Here is an 18,331-nt window from a genome sequence, read left to right on the forward strand (position 1 = left end):
ACCGAATGGGTTATAAGCCGCCTGAGAAAAGGAATATTTGACTATCTTGATACTGAAATAGCGGAACAGAAAGTTTATAACTCCGCACATAAGGCAGATAAACGTCATAATGCCGTTTAGCCAATAGTTAGCACAAATTTGGAATTATTGATTTGAGAAAAACATTAATGTTTATTATTATCGGTCTTTTTCTTCTTAACTTCTACTTCTGATTTTCCTTTGTAAATTTTACCTGTTTTGGGATTCACACGATACAAGTAATACCTATGGGCATCAAAATCAATATAATAACCAGTTTCAGGGTCATGAACTTTCCCTATGTTTGGGTAATGCCATAAGCCTGATTCAGGATCTTCTACATACGTTTTTGTGACATCAATGGGATTTGGCATTGGGGTCGAATAAGCAGCACTCTCCGAAGCATCAGGAGACTGTGTCCAGCGTAATTGAGCATATGGCATTTCGATGAATACCTCGAATTTTTCCGAAAAAGTTTGCTGTGTATTTGACTGAGCAGATGCTCCAAAGCTAAACAACACCACTACTGTGGTAAGAAGGTAGTTTAAGAGTTTCATGTGGATAGGCTTGTGTTCGATTTAAATATATACTTTTTAAAGAAATTTATGTTATTTCAATCATAAAACTGTAGAGTAAGCATTCCCTAAAACAATAAAACAAGTGCTAACCAAGTATAGCAGTACTGCTGCGGCTACGCCTTGCAATCCGCTATACCAGCACGTTAGATTATTAACCCTCTCCCCAAATGCAAAAGCTCAAAAAACTCGGTGTGTTCTCCTTCGCGAAGCTGCAGGCAGTGATGGGGGCCATCATCGGGTTGGTTTTAGGGATTATATACTCATTTGGCGGCTTCGTCGTAGATGCCCTGGTAACCCTCGGCTGGATTACATCAGACGAAACGCCCGGACTCAGCTATGGAACCGTGCTCGCATTTGGGGCGCTGGTGGGCATGCCCATCAGCCTTACAGTTGCCGGATTTTTGCTAGGGCTGTTGGAGGCTATGCTGTATAACTTATATGCCAAATGGTTTGGCGGGCTTCGAATAGATTTCGAGCAAGAGGCGTAGCATCAGATAGCTCATCAAAACCTGTTTGGGGGGGGCAATGTTAAGTAATACAGCTTCTTTATACCGATGCCTCATACAACAGAAAACTGTATATAGCCTTGGTGGGTAAAACCCCATTGAAACCCTGATACAAAACATTAACAATACCAGCAATGGACTTGCAGACCTTTCAACAAAGCCTCAACAACCCAACACCACCTGCAGACGCATCGGTATATCTGCAGGCCCTTTGGCACGACAGCAAAGGCAACTGGGAAAAATCGCATGAGCTGATTCAGGACCTGCCCGACCAGAACGCTGCCTGGATACACGCCTACCTGCACCGCAAAGAAGGCGACACCTGGAATGCCGACTACTGGTATAGAAAAGCTGGCAAAAAGCGCCCGGATTTGACTTTAGATGAGGAATGGGAGCAAATCACAAAAGCTCTTCTATAAATCAGGAGTGGTCAGAAGTCTCAGCGACTTCTGACCACTCTTTTGTTAGTCCCACTTTGAAGCAATACTGTTTCATTCTCTTATTTCAATAGCGCAAGTTTTCAAACTTGTGTCTAAAAATGATGTCGAGTTTGCACCTCGACTGGGCCAGAGGCCCAACTATATCCTACACGCGCAAGATGCGAGCGAAGGCAAGCTTAGAAGGAAACGGCCCTACCCTTTGAAGGGTTAGGGGGATGATTTTTACACAGACGTATTGTATACGGAAACAACAAGCGCCTCTGCCGCAGATTTCACTCCATGGCAGAGGCGCTTGTTGTTTCTGGCCCTTCGGCCCAATCGAGTCGCAGACTCGATTTTATAAGCAAGTCACAATTCTGGAGAATTGCGCCAGTGGTTATAGCTTTTTGGTTCTGGCAAACAGCCTTTCATCCTCCTACCCCCAAAGGTGATTTTTCTGTAGGACTACATTAACCCGGAGCTCATAATTCGGAACTAAAAACTCATTTAAAAGTCGTCCTCGTCCTCCTCGTCGGTAAAACTGGGCATGGAGAACATGCCGCTGAGCAGGTCTTTGAACTGCAGGCCGGTAGCCAGGCGGTTCTTGCTGAGTTGGCTGTGCTCGGCGAGGCCGTGCAGCACAAACTCCATCAAAAATAGCTTCTCTTCGCCCTTCGACTCTGGCTGGAATTTCTCTACCAGCGCTTTCAGGCCAGGTACGGCTTGTAGCGCCTTCTTGTAGTCTGCCTCCGAAGCATCGTTCAGGATATCCACTGAGTTTCCGTCGCCGAACCACTCGGTGATGCTCTTATACGGGCTGCCCTGCTTCGACTTTTTGCCTTTGTCAGGGTCCGGGAAGTACTGGAGGAATTGCGTACGGATGGCTTTGCCCATGAGCACCTGCGCCACGTGGCCGGCTCCCTCCTGCTCGCCTTCATACACCAACTCCACTTTTCCGGTCACGGCAGGTATGGTGTTCAGGAAATCAGCCACACGCACATACGTAGATTCTTCGCCGTTCATCAGGGCACGGCGCTCTGCCGCACTAATTAGGCTTTCATAGGCAGAGATGGTCAGGCGGGCAGACACACCGCTTTTGGCATCCACATACTCACTCTCACGGGCCTCAAAGGCTACCTGCTCAATCAGATCACCGATGATGATGTTGGTTTTCACCAGCTGCTGCCCATCTTTGAGTTGCGCTTCCTGCTTCGTGATCTTCTTACCGGTCTCAATATCCTTCGGATAGTGCGTGATGATCTGCGAGTCGATACGGTCTTTTAGCGGCGTTACGATAGAGCCACGGTTGGTATAATCCTCGGGGTTGGCCGTGAATACAAACTGTATATCCAAAGGCAACCTTACTTTAAAGCCACGAATCTGGATATCGCCTTCCTGCAGAATATTAAACAGCGACACCTGGATGCGCGCCTGCAGATCGGGCAGCTCGTTGATCACGAAAATGCCCCGGTGCGAACGCGGAATCAAGCCAAAGTGAATCACGCGCTCATCAGAATAAGGCAGTTTCAGGGTAGCCGCCTTAATTGGGTCGGCATCACCAATCAGGTCGGCCACCGATACGTCTGGCGTGGCCAGCTTTTCGGTATAGCGATCTGAGCGGTGCATCCACTCAATTGGGGTATCATCGCCGTGCTCGTGCACCAGGTCCTTGGCAAAGCGCGACAGCGGCTGCAGCGGGTCGTCGTTCAACTCCGAGCCCTTTACTACCGGAATGTACTCATCCAACAGGTCTACCATTTGGCGCGCAATACGGGTTTTAGCCTGTCCGCGCAAACCAAGCAGGTTGATGTGGTGCATCGACAGGATAGCACGCTGCATGTCCGGAATAACGGTTTCCTCATAGCCCCAGATGCCCGGAAAAACCTCTTCCTTGTTCTTCAGCTTCTTAATCAGATTGCCGCGCAGTTCCTGCTTCACCGACAGTGGCTCGTAGCCTGCTGCCTTTAGCTGGCCCAGTGTTTTTATCTGTAAAAGCTTTTCGGCTGGTATGTTCTTGTATTGCATGAATCTTATTTGTTTACCGGCTAGCCAGTGTAACCGATTTGTTGTTGAACTATAAATATGAATTGATACTCAAATGTGTTGTACGAAGGTTACTTGAAGGCAGCGTAACCCTAGGCCATTTCTCTTTTCCCCTGCCATAGGTAGGGGAAAAGTTGCCGAATCAGTTCTCCCACTAATCCTACCTTCAGGACAGGCGGTGCCAGCGATACTATTTCATGATGCCACTCAAAGTAGAACGCCTCGCTTTGGTGTTCTTTGTAGAGTTCAAAGTAGGTCCATTGAAACAACTCATAAAAGCAAACAGCCAGTGCGATCATCCCCATCAGGATAAAAACCGACTGTATGGCTTTGATCACAACTTGCAGCGGGAGGGATGAGATTGCCTGCGCATAGCTGTTCGTGCCTTTGATAAAAAAATGCAGACACAGATGAAAGAGCAGAAAGCAGAGCATAAAAATGAAGCCAGCAGACTCCGAAAGAGCCATGAGGATAAACCCGCCCGAAGCCACCATTAGACTTGTGATTTGTACCAGCAGATGCGGCAGGAAGGTACTCATGGCGCTCCCTACCCCACTGAAATCAAACAATGGCGCTGTATTTCTGCTATCCATGCAGTTTAAAAATTTTTGCGGCGGTTCTGCTTATAATCCCGGAACACAAGGTGACCCAGGCCTTTCAGGCTGCTGTAGTAGGCCTGCCCGTTGTTCACCTTCGTGAATTCATCTACAAATTGTTGCAGGTAGGGGTCAGAGGCAATCATAAACGTAGTGATCGGAATTTTGATGCGGCGGCACTGGGCAGCCAGGTTCAGGGTTTTGTTCACCACCTTACGGTCCAGGCCAAAGCTGTTTTTATAGTATTGCACGCCTTCCTTCAGGCAAGTCGGCTTGCCATCCGTGATCATAAAGATCTGCTTGTTCGGTGTTTTGCGCTTGCGCAGGATGTCCATGGCCAGTTCGAGGCCTGCCACTGTGTTGGTATGGTATGGCCCAACCTCCAGGTAGGGCAAGTCTTTCACTTCTATCTGCCAGGCGTCGTTACCAAACACCAGAATGTCCAAGGTGTCTTTCGGGTATTTCTGCTTGATAAGTTCGGCCAGGGCCATCGCCACTTTTTTGGCCGGCGTGATGCGGTCTTCGCCATACAGAATCATGGAGTGCGAAATGTCGATCATCAGCACGGTGGCCGCCTGCGTTTTATGTTCTGTTTCGGTTACCTCCAGGTCCTGCTCCGTGAGCCGCAAGTCGCCAATGCCGTGGTTGATCTGGGCGTTGCGCAGCGAGTCGGTCATAGAGATCTGCTCTAGCGAGTCGCCAAAACGGTATTCGCGGCGGTCAGTACTTGCTTCGTCGCCGGTGCCGGTGTGCGGGGTGGCGTGGCCGCCTTTATTTCCTTTTTTCAGCTTGCCGAAGATCTCCTCCAGCGCGCTTTTCCGAATGCCCTGCTCACTTTTGGCCGTCAGTTGCAGGCTGCCTTTCTCCTTGTCTTCGTCGAGGTAACCTTTCTTTCGGAGGTCCTCTATAAAATCACCGATGCCATATTCGTCGCCGGTCAGGTTATACTGCTTGTCCAGCGAGCTGAGCCAATTCAGTGCCTCGCCCACATCACCGGACGTGATGGTAACCAACTGCATGAAAATCTTCAGCAGCGAGTCGAATCCGGGTTTGTCGTCTTGGGGGGGTATATATTCAGAGAATCGGTATCCTATTGCCATGGTAAAAGGGTTTGGAGGTATAACACGCACAGCGGCTACTTTGTTTTATGTTATGAGCAGCACAAAATCTACCACATTTGCTGTCTTTAACCGGATTTTGCCTATGAAGAGGTTCATCAACAGATGACAGTTCATTTACACTAAACGAAAAAATCATGAAAGCGATATGACCCGAGACGGTGCTTGCGGAGAGCGATGAGGCCACACTGCCCCTAAAGAGGCGTGAGGGTCGTTGCGTTGTTCAGGATACACTGTTGATAGTGCTGCCAACCAATTCGCGATTAAGCCGCTTCTATGCTACGGCAGATGTGCATATAAGTAAGTGGAAATTGTCATTTCGACCAGCAGGAGAAATCTGGGTAATTATCCTGTATAGTGAAGTTCAGATTTCTCCCACTGGTCGAAATGACAGCATTGCTCCGTTGCCCTCTTCAGTTGACAGCATTGGCACGAAACCTGTCCCCAGGAGAGAGCAGGCTCCCTTATACCTGGAGCACTATAAACGTCGAGCGCCTGTGCAGGTGTGCACAGGCGCTCGATTTTTTATGTATGAATTCGCTGCTTAGGCGATCCAGCGGAACTTGTACTCTAGTCCGGGTGCTTTCATGCGGTCAGCAACACGCTTCAGGCGGTTAGGCAAGGCCACTACGTAGTCGCGGGCACGCTCACCGGCTTCGTTCAGGCCGCTTATACCCTCAATGTTCCACTCCTTGATCAAACCTTCCAGAATGTCGGTATAGTCAAAAGAGGTATAAACACCGATACGCTGTGCCGCATCTGTAAAGTGGCCGAACGTTTTGCCAAGGTCTACGCCAAGCTCGCGCATGTAGTGAGCCGGCATTACGATCTTCTTGCGCATCATGTCCTCGAAAGCCAGCATCATTTCATTCGGGTCGGCTTCAAATATCTTGCTCACAAAAGCCTTATAGGCTTTGGCGTGGCGGGCCTCATCGGCTGCTACGTGTCCACAGAGTTTAGCCAATGTCAGGTCTCCCTGCTTTTTAGCGATCTGAGCTACGCGGCGGTGCGAGATGTTGGTGGCAGTCTCCTGGAAGCTGGTGTACACGAACGAACGGTATGGATCCATGTCCGTCTGCAGGTCGAAGCCATCGGCCAGCAAAAACTGGGTAGAGGCTTCCATCTCGCGCATGTTAATGCGGCCGCTCAGGTATAAATAACGGTTCAGGGCATCGCCATGACGGTTTTCCTCAGCTGTCCAGCCGCGGTTCCACTTCATCCAAGGGCTGTCCGGGTCTTGCGGGAGGCCCTGGATAGTCATCAACCAGCTTTCATACGTTGGGAGTGCCTCTTCCGTAATGGTATCGCCCACCAACACAGCCAGCAGATCGTAGCTTAAATCACGGGCACGCTCACGCAACTCTTTCAGTTCATCGAAAAACGTCTCCATGGTGGCATCTGGCAAAAGATCGGCCGGCTGCCAACTGTCCTCTACGGTTTTTAGAAGCTCAGTGAACTTTTCGCCTACAAAGTCCTCCATCCATCTAATAACCTCTGCCCGAGTGGTGGTGCTTGCTGTAATCATTCTTATGTCTGTTTATTAAAAGTCAAATATACTTATTAAACTCAATATTGCTGCCCAAAGACGGGAATTTCCCGTCCAATTCAAAATGAGAATTTCCCGCTAAGCAAATAAAGAACTTATACTTACGTAAATGGCAGAAAGGGTTATATGCTCAGAGAACACTTGCTGCTTAACCAACAGTTAAACACGCAATTTAATTTCAATGGGTGATGTAATGATACAGTCTGCGTATAATCCCGAGGTTAATCTGACGACTGTTCAGGCCACGTATCAATTGGTATAAAACCGGCATTCGGCCTTGTGCTGCCAGTATATGCAAGAACTGGGCCGCTTCCTCAAAGTTGCCCGTCAGGTAGGCGTGCCGGGCTTCGTACCGCAGCCGGACTGCCAGTGCCTCACGCTCAGCTTGTGTTTCGACCAGCCCGGCTGCTTTCTGGCATACCAGCACAGTAGAAGCCAGCAATTTATTGCCTAGCTTATACCAGCCTCCCGAAAGCGATTGGGGGTGCACCCGGCGCTGTGTGGTAACGGCATTGAGGTAATAATAGTGATAATTCCGGGCAGAGCGTACCCAAAAGTCAAAGTCCTCATAAGCCAGCGCCTCATCATACCCTCCTAGTGCCTCAAACACCTGGCGACGCACCATCATGGTAGGCGGACAGATAAAGTATCTTTCCAATAAAGCTGCAAACACATCCCCGGATGGGGCATCATCTTTTAACTGTCCGCTGGGCTTGCGCCGGTAATGGTACTTTAAGTGTGCGCCTGCTTCTGAGATGTATTCAGCATCTGAATAGATAACGCCGTAAGTGCTGGGCAATTCCTGAAAAGCCGCTACCTGCTGCGCCACCCGATCCGGCAGCAACACATCATCGGTGGCAAAATCAATGATATACTCGCCCCGGCTGGCGCGCCACCCTAGGTTAAAGGCAGCTGTATTTCCCCGGTTATGGCCCGTACTGATAAAGCGTATATGCGGGTGCTTTTGGAGATACGCCTCTATAATCGCGACACTGTTATCCGTACTGCAGTCATCTACCACCACTACCTCAAGGCTCGGGTAAGTTTGGGCTAGCACTGAGTCCAGGGCCTGTTGTAGAAAGGGGGCGTGGTTATAGCAAAGGCTTACCACAGAAACTAAAGGGGTAGCACTCACAGGCGGATATATTTTGCGTAGAAAATCATGAAAAAGGCCAGCACCACTGCATAGCGTATGGCATGCGCCAGCGTGACGCCCGCCAAGCCCAACGGCCCGATCAACAGGAACACCAGGGCAATATATACCAAGGCGGAGCAAATTTGCCAGCCAATATACAGTTTTACGTGCGCCCGCACCACCAGCAGGTTAGTCAGCAGCATGCTGGCCATCCAGCAGAAGTCGCCCAGCAGTTGGTACTTGAACAGGTAACTGGCCTGCACAAACACCTCGTCGAAGAGCAGCAACAGCACCCAGTTCCGGAACAGGTAGACGAGCAGCAAGGCAAGCGCAAGGGCGGGCAGCACCAGGTAAAAAGCGTTCCGGACATATTTTCGTAGCTGCTCCGGCTCGCCCACCAGGGCTGCCATGCGGGGGTATATCACCATCCCGATCACAGAGGTATAGACGTTACTGTATTGCTCCGACACCCGCACCACGGCCTGCCACAGCCCGGTCTGGTATAAATTGTAGCGACCAATAACAAAATCGCGGATATAAAAGTCTGTAAGTTTCAGGCAGGCCACTGCGCTTAATGCCATCAGGATGTACTTCCACAGGTCGCGGTATACAGTGGCCGGTATGGGAATTTTGGTGAACCCAGGTAGCATCTTGCGGAAATAAAGCGCCGGCAGTACAAGCAGAAAGGTAGCCGGCTGTGCGGCAAACATCAGCAGCAGCAGTTCCGGCATCGCCCACTTACCCGACACGGCATAAACGGCTGCCAGCCCGCCCAGACTCATCACACTTACCCCGAGCACATACCACTTTAACTCGCGCCTTGCCAGCAGCACCGCCAGCAGGTACAAGTTAAGCGTGAGCAACAGGCTGCCAAAAGCAAAAACCAGGGTCCAGTGCAAAAGCACCAGCTCGCTCCGGAACACCTGCAGGTAGTACCCCGGGAAAAGGAGGATAAGCCCCAGCGCCACAACCAGGCAAATCAGGTTAAGCAGCAGTGCCGCCAGGAAATAGCGCTGGTATGGTACTGAGGATGCTTTGTGGGAAGCCAGCAGGGTGATTGCACCGATATTCACGCCCCCGTTTGGCACGGTGGTAATAATGCTGAGCAGGTTCTGGAAGTGGGCGTAAAGCGTAATACCGTTTGGCCCGTAGTAGAGCGCCAGCAGTTTGTTGATGCCCAGCGCAGAGAAGGCACGCACCAGCACTGAGAGCAGAGACCAGGCAGACGATTTAAGCAGTTGCAGCATAGCAGCGTTGGCGGAGGCTGCAAAATAGGCTATTTATCCGAGCACACAAAAGCCTGCGGAACAGCGGGGCCTGTTCTGCACACCAAGGCCAGGGGGTTTACCTGAAAAATCGCTGGATTTCTTCCACCACCCTTTCCTGCTCCAAGGCGTGCATTCCCGGAAACAGGGGCAGGCTCAAGCTGGTGCGGGCCAGTTCTTCGGCCACCGGGAAATCGCCTGGCCCATACCCTAAAAACCGGTAAGCTGGCTGCAGGTGTACCGGCACCGGATAGTGGATAGCTGTTTTGATACCCTCCGCTGCCAAGTGCTGCTGTAGCCTGTCGCGGTGCCTGGTCCGGATAGAGAAAATATGGAAGACATGGCCGCAGCCCGGCGCAGCATAAGGCAACGTCAGTTGTTCAATGCCCTGCAGTTGCTGTAGGTAAATGCCCGCCAACCGTTGCCGCTCTGCATTCAGTTGGTCCAGGTATGGCAGCTTTGCCCACAGCACGGCTGCCTGCAGTTCATCCAGCCGGGAATTAATGCCCACCGTTTCGCTCCGGTATTTCTGTGTCTCGCCATAGTTCCGGTGCATCCGCACAAATGCCGCCACGTCCTGGCTGTTAGTCACCACCGCCCCGCCATCGCCCAGGGCACCTAGGTTCTTGGTAGGATAAAAGCTGAAGGCCGCGGCATCGCCAAACGTTCCGGCCAACCGGTTTTGGTAGCGGGCACCGTGCGCCTGGGCAGCGTCTTCTACTACTTTCAGGCCATGTTCCTGCGCCAGTTCCAGCAGCGGGTGCATGTCGCATACCTGCCCGTAGAGGTGCACGGGTACCAACGCTTTCGCCCCAGGCGTGATGGCCGCTTGAGCAGTGGCAGCCGTGATGTTGTTGGTAGCAGCGTCTGGTTCTACTAATACCGGTTTGGCCCCGATGTGATGCACTGCATGGAGCGTCGCGATGAAGGTATGGGCCGGCACCAGCACTTCATCTCCCGGCCCCACGCCCACGGCTTTCAGGGCCAGTACCAGCGCATCATACCCATTGCCAACACCTATCGCCGCTGCTGCACCCAAATAACGGGCATATTCCTCTTCAAAAGCGCTTAGCTGCGGCCCTAGAATATAATGCTTGCCAGCCACTGCTCTCAGTAAGCTCTCCTGTACAGCGGCCTCGCTGCCTTCCGGAAAATCTCTGAACTCAAAATAGGGTATGGGTTTCATAGCGATGGGATGTTTTAGCGTGCAGCTACCGCTTCACGAGCTGCAGGAAGTCCTCGTACGTCCGGATATAGTCTGCCGGATCGTAGTCGGTGGAGGTCAGGCAAAGGGCCGTCGCATCTTCCGAAAACCGGATCTCTGTCCAGCACAAAGCCGGGATGTATACCCCCGTCTGCGCATCCTGTAACTCAAACTCCTGCACATCATCTCCGGTATCCGCTTTCACCCAAACGGTGCCGTTTAAGGCAATAAGCACTTCCTCCGTTACTTTGTTGGCGTGGTGCCCGCGCGTATATCCAGAAGGCGTGCCCTGTGTCCAAAACACGCGCCGGATAGCAAAAGGTACTTTGTCTGTATACTGCGTGGAGGTGATATACCCTTCCGTTGGCGTGCCGATACGGTCGAATGAGAGCAGGTATGGGGGTATGGCTGGCAATGCTGCGTTGGGTTGATGACAGGCACAAAGTAAAACTTTTTGGCGCAATAACACACCCTTGGCCCTAGCGGTTTTGCCCAAGGCCACAGATCGGCTACCTTTGCTGCTTACCGGGCCTCCTCCGCAGTACCCCCGGCTTATCTGTTTCGCGCACCCGATACCGCTTTTGCTAACGACATGGAAGACACCTACAACACCATACAGGCTCCCTCCGAAGGGCTCTACAAGGAGAAGGGAAGCAAGTTTATCGCCCTGGCTTACCCGGTATACAGCGAGGACGAGGTGAAAGAAGTGCTGGCAGAACTCCGGAAGCAGTACTACGATGCCCGCCACCATTGCTATGCCTACAGCCTGGGCGCTGACAAAAGCCGCTACCGGGCCAACGACGATGGCGAGCCTAACCACTCTGCCGGCGACCCGATTCTCGGACAGATCCGCTCTGCCGACCTCAGCAATGTCCTGGTAGTAGTGGTCCGCTATTTTGGGGGCACGAAATTGGGTGTTAGTGGCTTGATACACGCCTATAAAACGGCCACGGCCGAAGCCCTGGCAAACGCCACCGTGGTAGAGCAGCACGAAACCGTACAGTTACAAGCGCATTATGCCTACCCGCAGATGAACGATGTGATGAGCCTGGTGAAGGAATACGATTTGAACGTGCTGGCGCAGCAGTTTGCGCTCGACTGCCGCCTGACACTGGAAGTACGCCGGAGCCTGGAAGAGGAAATCACCGCTAAACTTCAAGAAACAGAGGGCGTGACTGTAACGCTGCTCCCGTAACCTTGGATTGTTTTTCTTAAATTGTTGATTTGAGTGGCGAATTCATCTATTTTGTGGGTAGAAGCCGACAAGTGTAGCGGCCCTTTTTCGCCGTCTAAACTTAAAAAGCCGTTTTCAGCTAACCACAGATAGCCTACAACCCGCAACCAACGCATGTCCAAACGCAAACACCGCCGCAACCCCAACAAGATTCTAGAACGCCAAGCAGGCCTGAAGCCGGGTACCATCACCGTCCCGGCGCATTCTTACACGCCGCGCTTTTTCCTGATTTCTTTCACGGCGGACTTCCACGAGGAACTGGAACTGGAAACCTACGCGGAGCTGATGCAACACGTGAGAGCCAGGCCCGACGCCCGCCATTGGATCGACATCAGGGGGTATAACGACCAGAAAATGCTGGAGCAGCTGCCGTTGGACTTCGGGTTGCACGCGCTGCAAATGGAGGATGTGATCAACGACTACCAGCGCCCTAAGGTGGAGGAGTTTGACCACAACCGCCTGTTCATCATCTCGCGTATGCTGCGCTGGGCCCCGGAATTCAAGTCGCTGGACGATGTGCAGTTGTCGCTGTTTACGGGCCCCAATTACGTGCTGAGCTTGCAAAGCGACTACGGCGACTGCCTGGACCCGCTGCGGGAGCGCATCCGGATTGGCAAAGGCGTGATTCGGCACCGGCCCACCATGTACATGGCCTACGCCATGATGGACGTGGTGCTGGACTATTACTTCCCGGTGATGGCGGAGATCGGCGAGTACATCGAGGACCTCGAGCACCAGATTATCCTAACCCCGTCAAAGGACAACCTGCGCCTGATCCTGGATTTGAAGAGTGAACTGGTACGGCTACGGCGTATCACGTGGCCTGAGCGCGACAAAATGAGCGAGATTTTGCGGATGGACGAGCAGGTGATTCCGGAAAGCCTGCGAGCCTATTTCCGCGATGCCTACGACCACAGTGTGCAACTCATCGACCTGGTGGAGAATCATAAGGAAATGGCCAGCAGTTTGGTGGACCTGCACATGTCCACGGTGAGCAACCGCATGAATGAGATCATGAAAGTGCTTACTATCATCTCCAGTATTTTTATACCCCTGAGTTTTATCGTGGGGCTTTACGGGATGAACTTCTCGCGCGAGAACCCGGAAACGGGTCAGGTGATGCCACACAACATGCCCGAACTCTATCAACCATATGCCTACCCTACTTTAATAGGGCTAATGTTTGCCCTGATTCTGGTGCAACTTTACTTTTTCTACCGTAAGGGTTGGTTCAGTAGCGTTTGAGAGAATAGGCATGAAAAAACGAATCTTACTTTTACTAATACCCCTACTTCCCTTGGCAGCCCTGGCACAGGGCCAAACGGATTTGTATAGTATAAGTGGTAAGGTAAACTTGCTGATAGGCCTTGACATAGTTCCTGCGCAGGAAGCCTTGGTGACAGTAAAAAATACTGGACAGGCAACCAACACAGATAGCCTTGGTAATTTTAAGCTGGAGAACATAGCACCAGGGAAACACCACTTGCAGATAATCGGGTTTAGCGTCCCTGTTATAGATACCACAGTGACTATAACAAATGCACCCGTTACAGGTATCAATCTGCTGGCCCGCACCAACTGTGTAGTTAATCAGGATGTAGCTTACAGGGACATCAAATACCAAAGACCAAGGCTCTTATTGGTGGGAGGTATAGCTCCTGTCGTCTACGCAAATCAGCAAAAGTTCGAGCAGAGATATGATGTAGCATACCATGACTTTGGCTGCGTTGCCCCCAATGAAAAATGTATAGCGCTGTATAACAAGGTAGTATTTGAGTACCTTGACAAACGATACGGCAGAAAGTGGCGAAAAGAAGTTCGAAAAGATGTAATTGGGCTGTAAAACGCAGATTATTATAATCTGCGTTTCGTCCTGATCTGCCATTAGGATGGTTTGCCGTCAGATACCAGATAACTTCAATTACAACCTGTATCTCATCGCTGACTTCTGAGCGAATCAGTCCGGCAGCCTGAATTCAATTTGTTTGAGTTCGTTGCGGAAGACTTTGCTCAGGCTGTAGATGTCAGACGATTCGTTGTAGGTAACTGTAATAGGCCCACTGCTCTCCAAAATGCGGTTCCCGACCAGGTTGCCTTCGCTGTCGTAGAGGTACGTTTTCTGGGGGCCGGTTTCGGTGATGGCGTAAATCCGGTTGCCACCGCCAAAATCGAAGTACTGCACAATTTTAGGTGCTGAGGTGACATAGCGCTTCTGGAAAAGCTCATTCAGGTCTTGGTCGAATAGCGTGACCTTGCCCTGCTCCTGCCGCACGATAACCGATGACCGCCCATTGCTGCTTTCCGGCACCAAATCGAACAGCGCCCGCTTGCTTGGGCGTTCCAGTTGCTCCCGGCTCAGCAGTTTACCCTGCAGGTTGAGTGTTGCCACGCTGCCATAGCGCGTAACCGTCGTTAGCGTGGTGCGCCGTAGGTCCGGGCCAAGGTTCACGGCCAGGCTCCCTGTTACCGGAGAGTTCAGGTTAACCGGAAAACCCGGGTAAGTATCGCCTTGGCGGTTGAGGGCATAGATATACCCGTTTTCCAGCACCACCAGAATCACGTCGCGGCCGCCCACACGCAAGTGGCGGGGAGCCGTGGCAAGCCGGTAATCCATCCGGCGGGGCTGCCACCCCTGCACCGCTGCACCACGCATGTCATACATATACAGGTTGCCCATAATGTCGTCCACCAACAGCCGGTAATTGCCATCGTTCTCGTAATTAAAAACGGCCAGGTGTTGTATGTCCAGGGAATCGCCCAGGTTAAAAGGGAAGTTCTCCAGCTCTTGCCCTTGTTCGTTCAGGGCATGTATGCGGTTGGAGGTGGCAAACAGGTATTGTAGCTTTTTGCTGTCGCCCGCAGCTTCTATCTGGTGGATGTCGCCGCGCACAGACGCCCCGACGGTATCTACCCACCCCAGCTCGGCGCTGGCCATAATGTTGAGCAGCACGTCAGCGGAATCCTGCACCAGCAGCTCGCGACTGCGGTCGGTGCCGTTCTGAATCAGGAAGGGGCGCGACTTGAGTCGGCTCTTGAATGTGATGGCCTTTTCCGAGACAAACACATCCTGCACGGACTCGCTGTTGTTGCGGTCGGGCCTGCGGATGACAAGGCTAGTATAATACTGCTCCTCTACTTTGGCAAACTGCAGGCTCACCTGGCTGAACCGCTTGATCAGGGAAGCATTCTGCAAAAGGTTATCCCGGGCATCATCGTTCACATAGCGGTTGAGGATATACCAGGAGTTTACGGTGTTGAGGTACACGCTCAGGTTCGCCTCCTGCAGGGTTTGCTCCAGAAAGGCTTTCTGCATGATAGACTTGGCCCAGATGTTTTCCTCCGCCAGGTCGCTTAGCAGCGTGCGCAGTGTCGTGACCCGTTCCGAGAAAAGCAGGTAATCATCTACCTGCACCACGTAGCATTGCTCAAACCCTTCAAACAAACGCCCCAGCAACTGCTTGGGGAGTTCGGGTACGTTTAATAGCTCTATCGCGTAGTTCCCATACTGTTCTTTAACCGGCCGTTGCTTGCGGGCAGTGGCCAGTTGGTCGCTCAGACTTTGCAGCAGCCTCATGCTACGAGCAGGGTTAGCCATATGCATGTACACCACTTTCTCGGGGCTGGCATTGATGCTGGACGACTCCAGGTAAGCGATGGCCGCTTCCTCGCTCAACGACTTGGCCAGGCTGTCTACCGTCACGCCATACACCGAACCGTTCTCTTGCCTGGGCCCTAGCATCCGCTCAATTTCCTGCAGGCCAAAATGCAGCAACAAAGCCGTACGGCTAGGCAGGTACGCTTTCACGCCCAAGACCTGCGGCTTCTGGGGCTCCATGATTTTGTGCAGGGAATTGCGGAGTGTTTCAGGTGCGGAGAATCCGTTGAGGAATATTTTATCCTCATGCAATTTCAGCTCCAGCATGGCGCTTTGGCTAAGTGAAGCCAGGTAGCGCACCTCCGGCATCACCTCCTGTTTCAGAAACAAATTCAAGAACTCCGGTAAAGCCCGGTAATTCACGAATACGTTGGCATATACATCCGGCTCGTCCAGGTAGTCTGTGCTGCGGAACTCTCCGGCAATGGTACCGGTAACCCCATGGTTGAGGCGGCGCACAATCTCCTCTACCAGCATGGCCGAGGGACTCAGGATAACATTGTTGTGGTAAGTGATATAGGTATAGCGGGTGCCGAGGCGCGTGTTGGTAATATCCGTGAGCACCATGCCCTGGTACTCACGCACCTCCTCCTCAAACTCTTCGCTTTTGCTAATGTTCTCGGTGAGGGTGCGGAAAAAGCGATGCTCGCCTACCGAGGTAACGGGCACGTAGTATACATAGGACACCTCTGCCTTGCCCACCACATGGAGAGAGGTCAATATCCGTTTTTTATCCAGGAACCGCGAAAGGCGCTCAGTGCCGGGGGCCACACTGTCGATGGCGGCCAGGCTTTCCTCAAACCGCTGTGCGAAGGGCAGCACCGTAAGACTCGACCACAGTTCTGTTTCGCGCAGGTGCTGCACCAGGTTAGCATGATTGTTCGTTTCCAGCACAAACACTGCGCTTTCCGGCACCAGCGCCCATAGGTCTACCTGCTCCCTGGAGTCTCTCCAGCGGTTGAAGCCGTAGAAAGCCAGTGAGGCAAGCAAAACAAACCCGATGAAGTAAAATACAATGCGTTTGGGCATGACCAGTGTTCTCAGACTACAAAACTAAGGTAATTTTCGAAACTACAGAGGGGCCGGTCGCGCAAACCAGCACCAACGGTATACCGGAAATGGCCCGCGCAACTACAACTAAAGAACTACGCCGGCACGTATACAGCCCAAACCTTAAACACAGCACCATGTTCAGAATCCTTGTTCCGGTTTCTTTTGAAGACAGCACCAACAACGCCTGCCAGTACGCCCTTCGGTTAGCCTCAGCCGCCCCGCAAGCCGAGGTACTGCTGCTGCATTGCTTTAACGACTACCTGGCCCCTGCCTGGGAACCGATGCCCTACAATACACCAGGCATTATACCGCCGCCATCGGAGGAGATTACGGAGCAGGTGCTGCAACGAAACGAGGAAGAAGAGCGCAATAAACTGGAAGCCTTGCGCCATGAACTTCAACAGCAGCTGAGCGGAGATCAGGTACAGTTGCAAACTGCTTTTGTAAGCGGCAACCCGGAGGATGCTATCCTGGAGGAAGCCAAGCGTGTGCAGGCGGACCTGTTAGTGATGGGCACCCTTGGCGAGGATAGTCTGAGCCGCTCGTTGTTTGGCACCGTAACCACAAAAATGGCCGAGGATGCGAAAGTACCTGTGTTGGCCGTACCCGTAAAGGCCCGGCAGCACAGCTTTTCGCGGGTGCTGTTCGCCACCGACTTCAATCCTGCCGATGCGCAGGCTATCGCTGACCTGCAAAAACTGTTGGCTCCGTTCCAGCCTAGTATCCTCTGCCTGCACGTGTGCAAAGGCAGCGTGGGAGCAGAGGATCAGGAGAACATGGACCGCCTGAAAGCAGCTACCGCCCAGCGTGGCATAAACTCTAACGTACAGTTTACCCTACTGGAAAGCGATGATGTGGCCGACGCCTTAGAGGACTTTGTAGCAGAAGAGCAAGTGAGCTTACTGGCAGTTACCAACCACAAACGCTCTTTCCTAGACAGCCTGCTGCACTCCAGCCTCACCAAGAAACTTGTGCTGGAAACAGAGGTGCCAATGCTGGTTTTCCATGACTAGCTATACCGCCGAAGGAGCCAGTTGCTTCAAGTGGCTTAGCAGCGCCTCGTAGTAACGCTCGAAAGCACCTTCGCTCAGCACCATGAACAGGAAGGGCTCGATGAGTTCCAGTTCCATGAGGGCAAGCGCTCCGTTCAGTTCCACCCCATCCACACGGGCGTACAGGCAGCCTCGGGCATGTTGGTCTACAATAGCCTGCGCGGAGGCCAATAGGGCGGCCGGCGGTTCCGGGGTATGCACGGTGCCCCCAAAGAAATGTTGCACCCGGAAGTCGCCGGGTTTGGCGGTTTTGAGCACCGTGTGGCTGTATACTCCGTTAAAGAAAAGGAAAGACCATTCGCCTTTTGTTTTGATCTCTTCCACGAAAGGCTGCGCCAGAAAACCCTCTTCTTGCAGCAGGCCGTTGATGGTTGCTGTCTGCGCTTCTGCCTCTGCCTGCGTAAGGGCAAAGGTGTTTTTGGCACCGCCGCTCACGGCTGGTTTCACAATTATCTTCTCAGCAGCCAGGGCCTCGAAAATACTTTCAGCAGAGAACTCCTGCCCTTTCTCCAGCCATACCGTCGGCACGATGTTTACGCCCTGCTGCTGCAGGTCCAGCAGGTAGCGTTTGTCGGCATTCCATCGCACTGTTCTGATGGGGTTTAGCACGCGCACCTGCAGTTGCTCCAACTTATCCAGCCAGGTGTAAAAGGCGTTTATTTTGTCAAAATAATCCCATGGCGACTTCAGTACCACTACGTCAAAGGCGGTCCAGTCCACGGTTGGGTCATCCCAGATATGAAAAGAAACCTGCAGGCCTTTTCCTGTTAACATATCATACAACAGGCTGTTCTCATCATCAGAAATCCCGGTATAATTGCCCTTGCTTGTATATGTTACTAAAGCTACTTGCTGCATATTCATTTTTGTGTAATCTTTGCTGCAAAATTATACTTAATGCCGGGGCAA

General features: G+C 52.1%; 17 protein-coding genes. 6 read left to right on the plus strand and 11 right to left on the minus strand.

Annotated features, from left to right (window positions below; all coding sequences use genetic code 11):
• Positions 1-164: 164 nt before the first annotated feature.
• Positions 165-575, minus strand: a complete 411-nt coding sequence (locus tag ACXYMU_RS14275) for a hypothetical protein (protein WP_458987080.1) — start codon at positions 573-575, stop codon at positions 165-167.
• Positions 576-763: 188 nt separating this feature from the next.
• On the opposite strand from ACXYMU_RS14275, the gene ACXYMU_RS14280 reads away from it, so the two are divergent.
• Positions 764-1,084 (plus strand): hypothetical protein, encoded by a 321-nt coding sequence (locus ACXYMU_RS14280; protein WP_458987081.1) that lies wholly within the window; start codon positions 764-766, stop codon positions 1,082-1,084.
• A 152-nt stretch (positions 1,085-1,236) separates the two neighbouring features.
• A complete protein-coding gene (locus tag ACXYMU_RS14285) occupies positions 1,237-1,521 on the plus strand; it encodes a hypothetical protein (RefSeq protein WP_458987082.1) in 285 nt (94 codons plus the stop codon).
• 507 nt (positions 1,522-2,028) lie between these two features.
• On the opposite strand, the gene ACXYMU_RS14290 is transcribed toward ACXYMU_RS14285, so the two are convergent.
• The 8 genes from ACXYMU_RS14290 to ACXYMU_RS14325 form a co-directional block, all read right to left on the minus strand.
• Complete coding sequence (locus ACXYMU_RS14290; protein WP_458987083.1) at positions 2,029-3,546, minus strand: sigma 54-interacting transcriptional regulator; 1,518 nt, start codon at positions 3,544-3,546, stop codon at positions 2,029-2,031.
• Positions 3,547-3,656: 110 nt separating this feature from the next.
• Positions 3,657-4,157: a hypothetical protein gene (locus ACXYMU_RS14295; protein WP_458987084.1), complete on the minus strand. Its 501-nt coding sequence runs from the start codon at positions 4,155-4,157 to the stop codon at positions 3,657-3,659.
• Positions 4,158-4,162: 5 nt separating this feature from the next.
• Positions 4,163-5,260 carry a vWA domain-containing protein gene (locus ACXYMU_RS14300; protein ID WP_458987085.1) on the minus strand — a complete coding sequence of 366 codons (1,098 nt, stop codon included), beginning with the start codon at positions 5,258-5,260 and terminating at the stop codon, positions 4,163-4,165.
• 562 nt (positions 5,261-5,822) lie between these two features.
• Positions 5,823-6,803, minus strand: coding sequence for an acyl-ACP desaturase (locus ACXYMU_RS14305; protein ID WP_458987086.1), 981 nt, complete (start codon positions 6,801-6,803; stop codon positions 5,823-5,825).
• Between the two features lie 199 nt (positions 6,804-7,002).
• On the minus strand, positions 7,003-7,959 hold the full coding sequence (locus ACXYMU_RS14310; protein WP_458987087.1) for a glycosyltransferase: 957 nt from the start codon (positions 7,957-7,959) through the stop codon (positions 7,003-7,005).
• The gene (locus tag ACXYMU_RS14315) at positions 7,956-9,206 is read right to left on the minus strand and encodes an MATE family efflux transporter (protein ID WP_458987088.1); all 1,251 of its coding nucleotides are present in this window, start codon (positions 9,204-9,206) and stop codon (positions 7,956-7,958) included. Before ACXYMU_RS14315 ends, ACXYMU_RS14310 begins: the two co-directional genes overlap by 4 nt.
• A gap of 97 nt (positions 9,207-9,303) precedes the next feature.
• The gene (locus ACXYMU_RS14320; RefSeq protein ID WP_458987089.1) at positions 9,304-10,410 is read right to left on the minus strand and encodes a DegT/DnrJ/EryC1/StrS family aminotransferase; all 1,107 of its coding nucleotides are present in this window, start codon (positions 10,408-10,410) and stop codon (positions 9,304-9,306) included.
• Positions 10,411-10,435: 25 nt separating this feature from the next.
• Complete coding sequence (locus ACXYMU_RS14325; RefSeq protein WP_458987090.1) at positions 10,436-10,843, minus strand: sugar 3,4-ketoisomerase; 408 nt, start codon at positions 10,841-10,843, stop codon at positions 10,436-10,438.
• Between the two features lie 177 nt (positions 10,844-11,020).
• Between ACXYMU_RS14325 and ACXYMU_RS14330 the strand changes: the two genes are divergently transcribed.
• The 3 genes from ACXYMU_RS14330 to ACXYMU_RS14340 all read left to right on the plus strand — a co-directional run bounded on the left by ACXYMU_RS14330 (position 11,021) and on the right by ACXYMU_RS14340 (position 13,505).
• Positions 11,021-11,623, plus strand: coding sequence for an IMPACT family protein (locus ACXYMU_RS14330; protein WP_458987091.1), 603 nt, complete (start codon positions 11,021-11,023; stop codon positions 11,621-11,623).
• Between the two features lie 153 nt (positions 11,624-11,776).
• The gene (gene corA, locus ACXYMU_RS14335; protein ID WP_458987092.1) at positions 11,777-12,907 is read left to right on the plus strand and encodes a magnesium/cobalt transporter CorA; all 1,131 of its coding nucleotides are present in this window, start codon (positions 11,777-11,779) and stop codon (positions 12,905-12,907) included.
• A gap of 10 nt (positions 12,908-12,917) precedes the next feature.
• Positions 12,918-13,505 carry an FEKKY domain-containing protein gene (locus ACXYMU_RS14340; RefSeq protein WP_458987093.1) on the plus strand — a complete coding sequence of 196 codons (588 nt, stop codon included), beginning with the start codon at positions 12,918-12,920 and terminating at the stop codon, positions 13,503-13,505.
• Between the two features lie 114 nt (positions 13,506-13,619).
• On the opposite strand, the gene ACXYMU_RS14345 is transcribed toward ACXYMU_RS14340, so the two are convergent.
• Positions 13,620-16,346 (minus strand): hypothetical protein, encoded by a 2,727-nt coding sequence (locus ACXYMU_RS14345; protein WP_458987094.1) that lies wholly within the window; start codon positions 16,344-16,346, stop codon positions 13,620-13,622.
• 158 nt (positions 16,347-16,504) lie between these two features.
• Here ACXYMU_RS14345 and ACXYMU_RS14350 point away from each other — a divergent pair, with 158 nt between their 5' ends.
• A complete protein-coding gene (locus ACXYMU_RS14350) occupies positions 16,505-17,383 on the plus strand; it encodes a universal stress protein (protein WP_458987095.1) in 879 nt (292 codons plus the stop codon).
• Here the strand turns inward: ACXYMU_RS14350 and ACXYMU_RS14355 are convergent, their stop codons facing one another.
• Positions 17,384-18,280, minus strand: a complete 897-nt coding sequence (locus ACXYMU_RS14355) for an ATP-grasp domain-containing protein (protein ID WP_458987096.1) — start codon at positions 18,278-18,280, stop codon at positions 17,384-17,386. It lies immediately after the preceding gene.
• Positions 18,281-18,331 lie beyond the last annotated feature (51 nt).

Source organism: Pontibacter sp. CAU 1760, from assembly GCF_054482735.1.

Coding starts and splice junctions, on each gene's coding strand:
- ACXYMU_RS14275 (WP_458987080.1), bottom strand. CDS start 575: ATGAAACTCTTAAACTACCTTCTTACCACAGTAGTGGTGTTGTTTAGC.
- ACXYMU_RS14280 (WP_458987081.1), top strand. CDS start 764: ATGCAAAAGCTCAAAAAACTCGGTGTGTTCTCCTTCGCGAAGCTGCAG.
- ACXYMU_RS14285 (WP_458987082.1), top strand. CDS start 1,237: ATGGACTTGCAGACCTTTCAACAAAGCCTCAACAACCCAACACCACCT.
- ACXYMU_RS14290 (WP_458987083.1), bottom strand. CDS start 3,546: ATGCAATACAAGAACATACCAGCCGAAAAGCTTTTACAGATAAAAACA.
- ACXYMU_RS14295 (WP_458987084.1), bottom strand. CDS start 4,157: ATGGATAGCAGAAATACAGCGCCATTGTTTGATTTCAGTGGGGTAGGG.
- ACXYMU_RS14300 (WP_458987085.1), bottom strand. CDS start 5,260: ATGGCAATAGGATACCGATTCTCTGAATATATACCCCCCCAAGACGAC.
- ACXYMU_RS14305 (WP_458987086.1), bottom strand. CDS start 6,803: ATGATTACAGCAAGCACCACCACTCGGGCAGAGGTTATTAGATGGATG.
- ACXYMU_RS14315 (WP_458987088.1), bottom strand. CDS start 9,206: ATGCTGCAACTGCTTAAATCGTCTGCCTGGTCTCTGCTCTCAGTGCTG.
- ACXYMU_RS14320 (WP_458987089.1), bottom strand. CDS start 10,410: ATGAAACCCATACCCTATTTTGAGTTCAGAGATTTTCCGGAAGGCAGC.
- ACXYMU_RS14330 (WP_458987091.1), top strand. CDS start 11,021: ATGGAAGACACCTACAACACCATACAGGCTCCCTCCGAAGGGCTCTAC.
- corA (WP_458987092.1), top strand. CDS start 11,777: ATGTCCAAACGCAAACACCGCCGCAACCCCAACAAGATTCTAGAACGC.
- ACXYMU_RS14340 (WP_458987093.1), top strand. CDS start 12,918: ATGAAAAAACGAATCTTACTTTTACTAATACCCCTACTTCCCTTGGCA.
- ACXYMU_RS14345 (WP_458987094.1), bottom strand. CDS start 16,346: ATGCCCAAACGCATTGTATTTTACTTCATCGGGTTTGTTTTGCTTGCC.
- ACXYMU_RS14350 (WP_458987095.1), top strand. CDS start 16,505: ATGTTCAGAATCCTTGTTCCGGTTTCTTTTGAAGACAGCACCAACAAC.
- ACXYMU_RS14355 (WP_458987096.1), bottom strand. CDS start 18,280: ATGCAGCAAGTAGCTTTAGTAACATATACAAGCAAGGGCAATTATACC.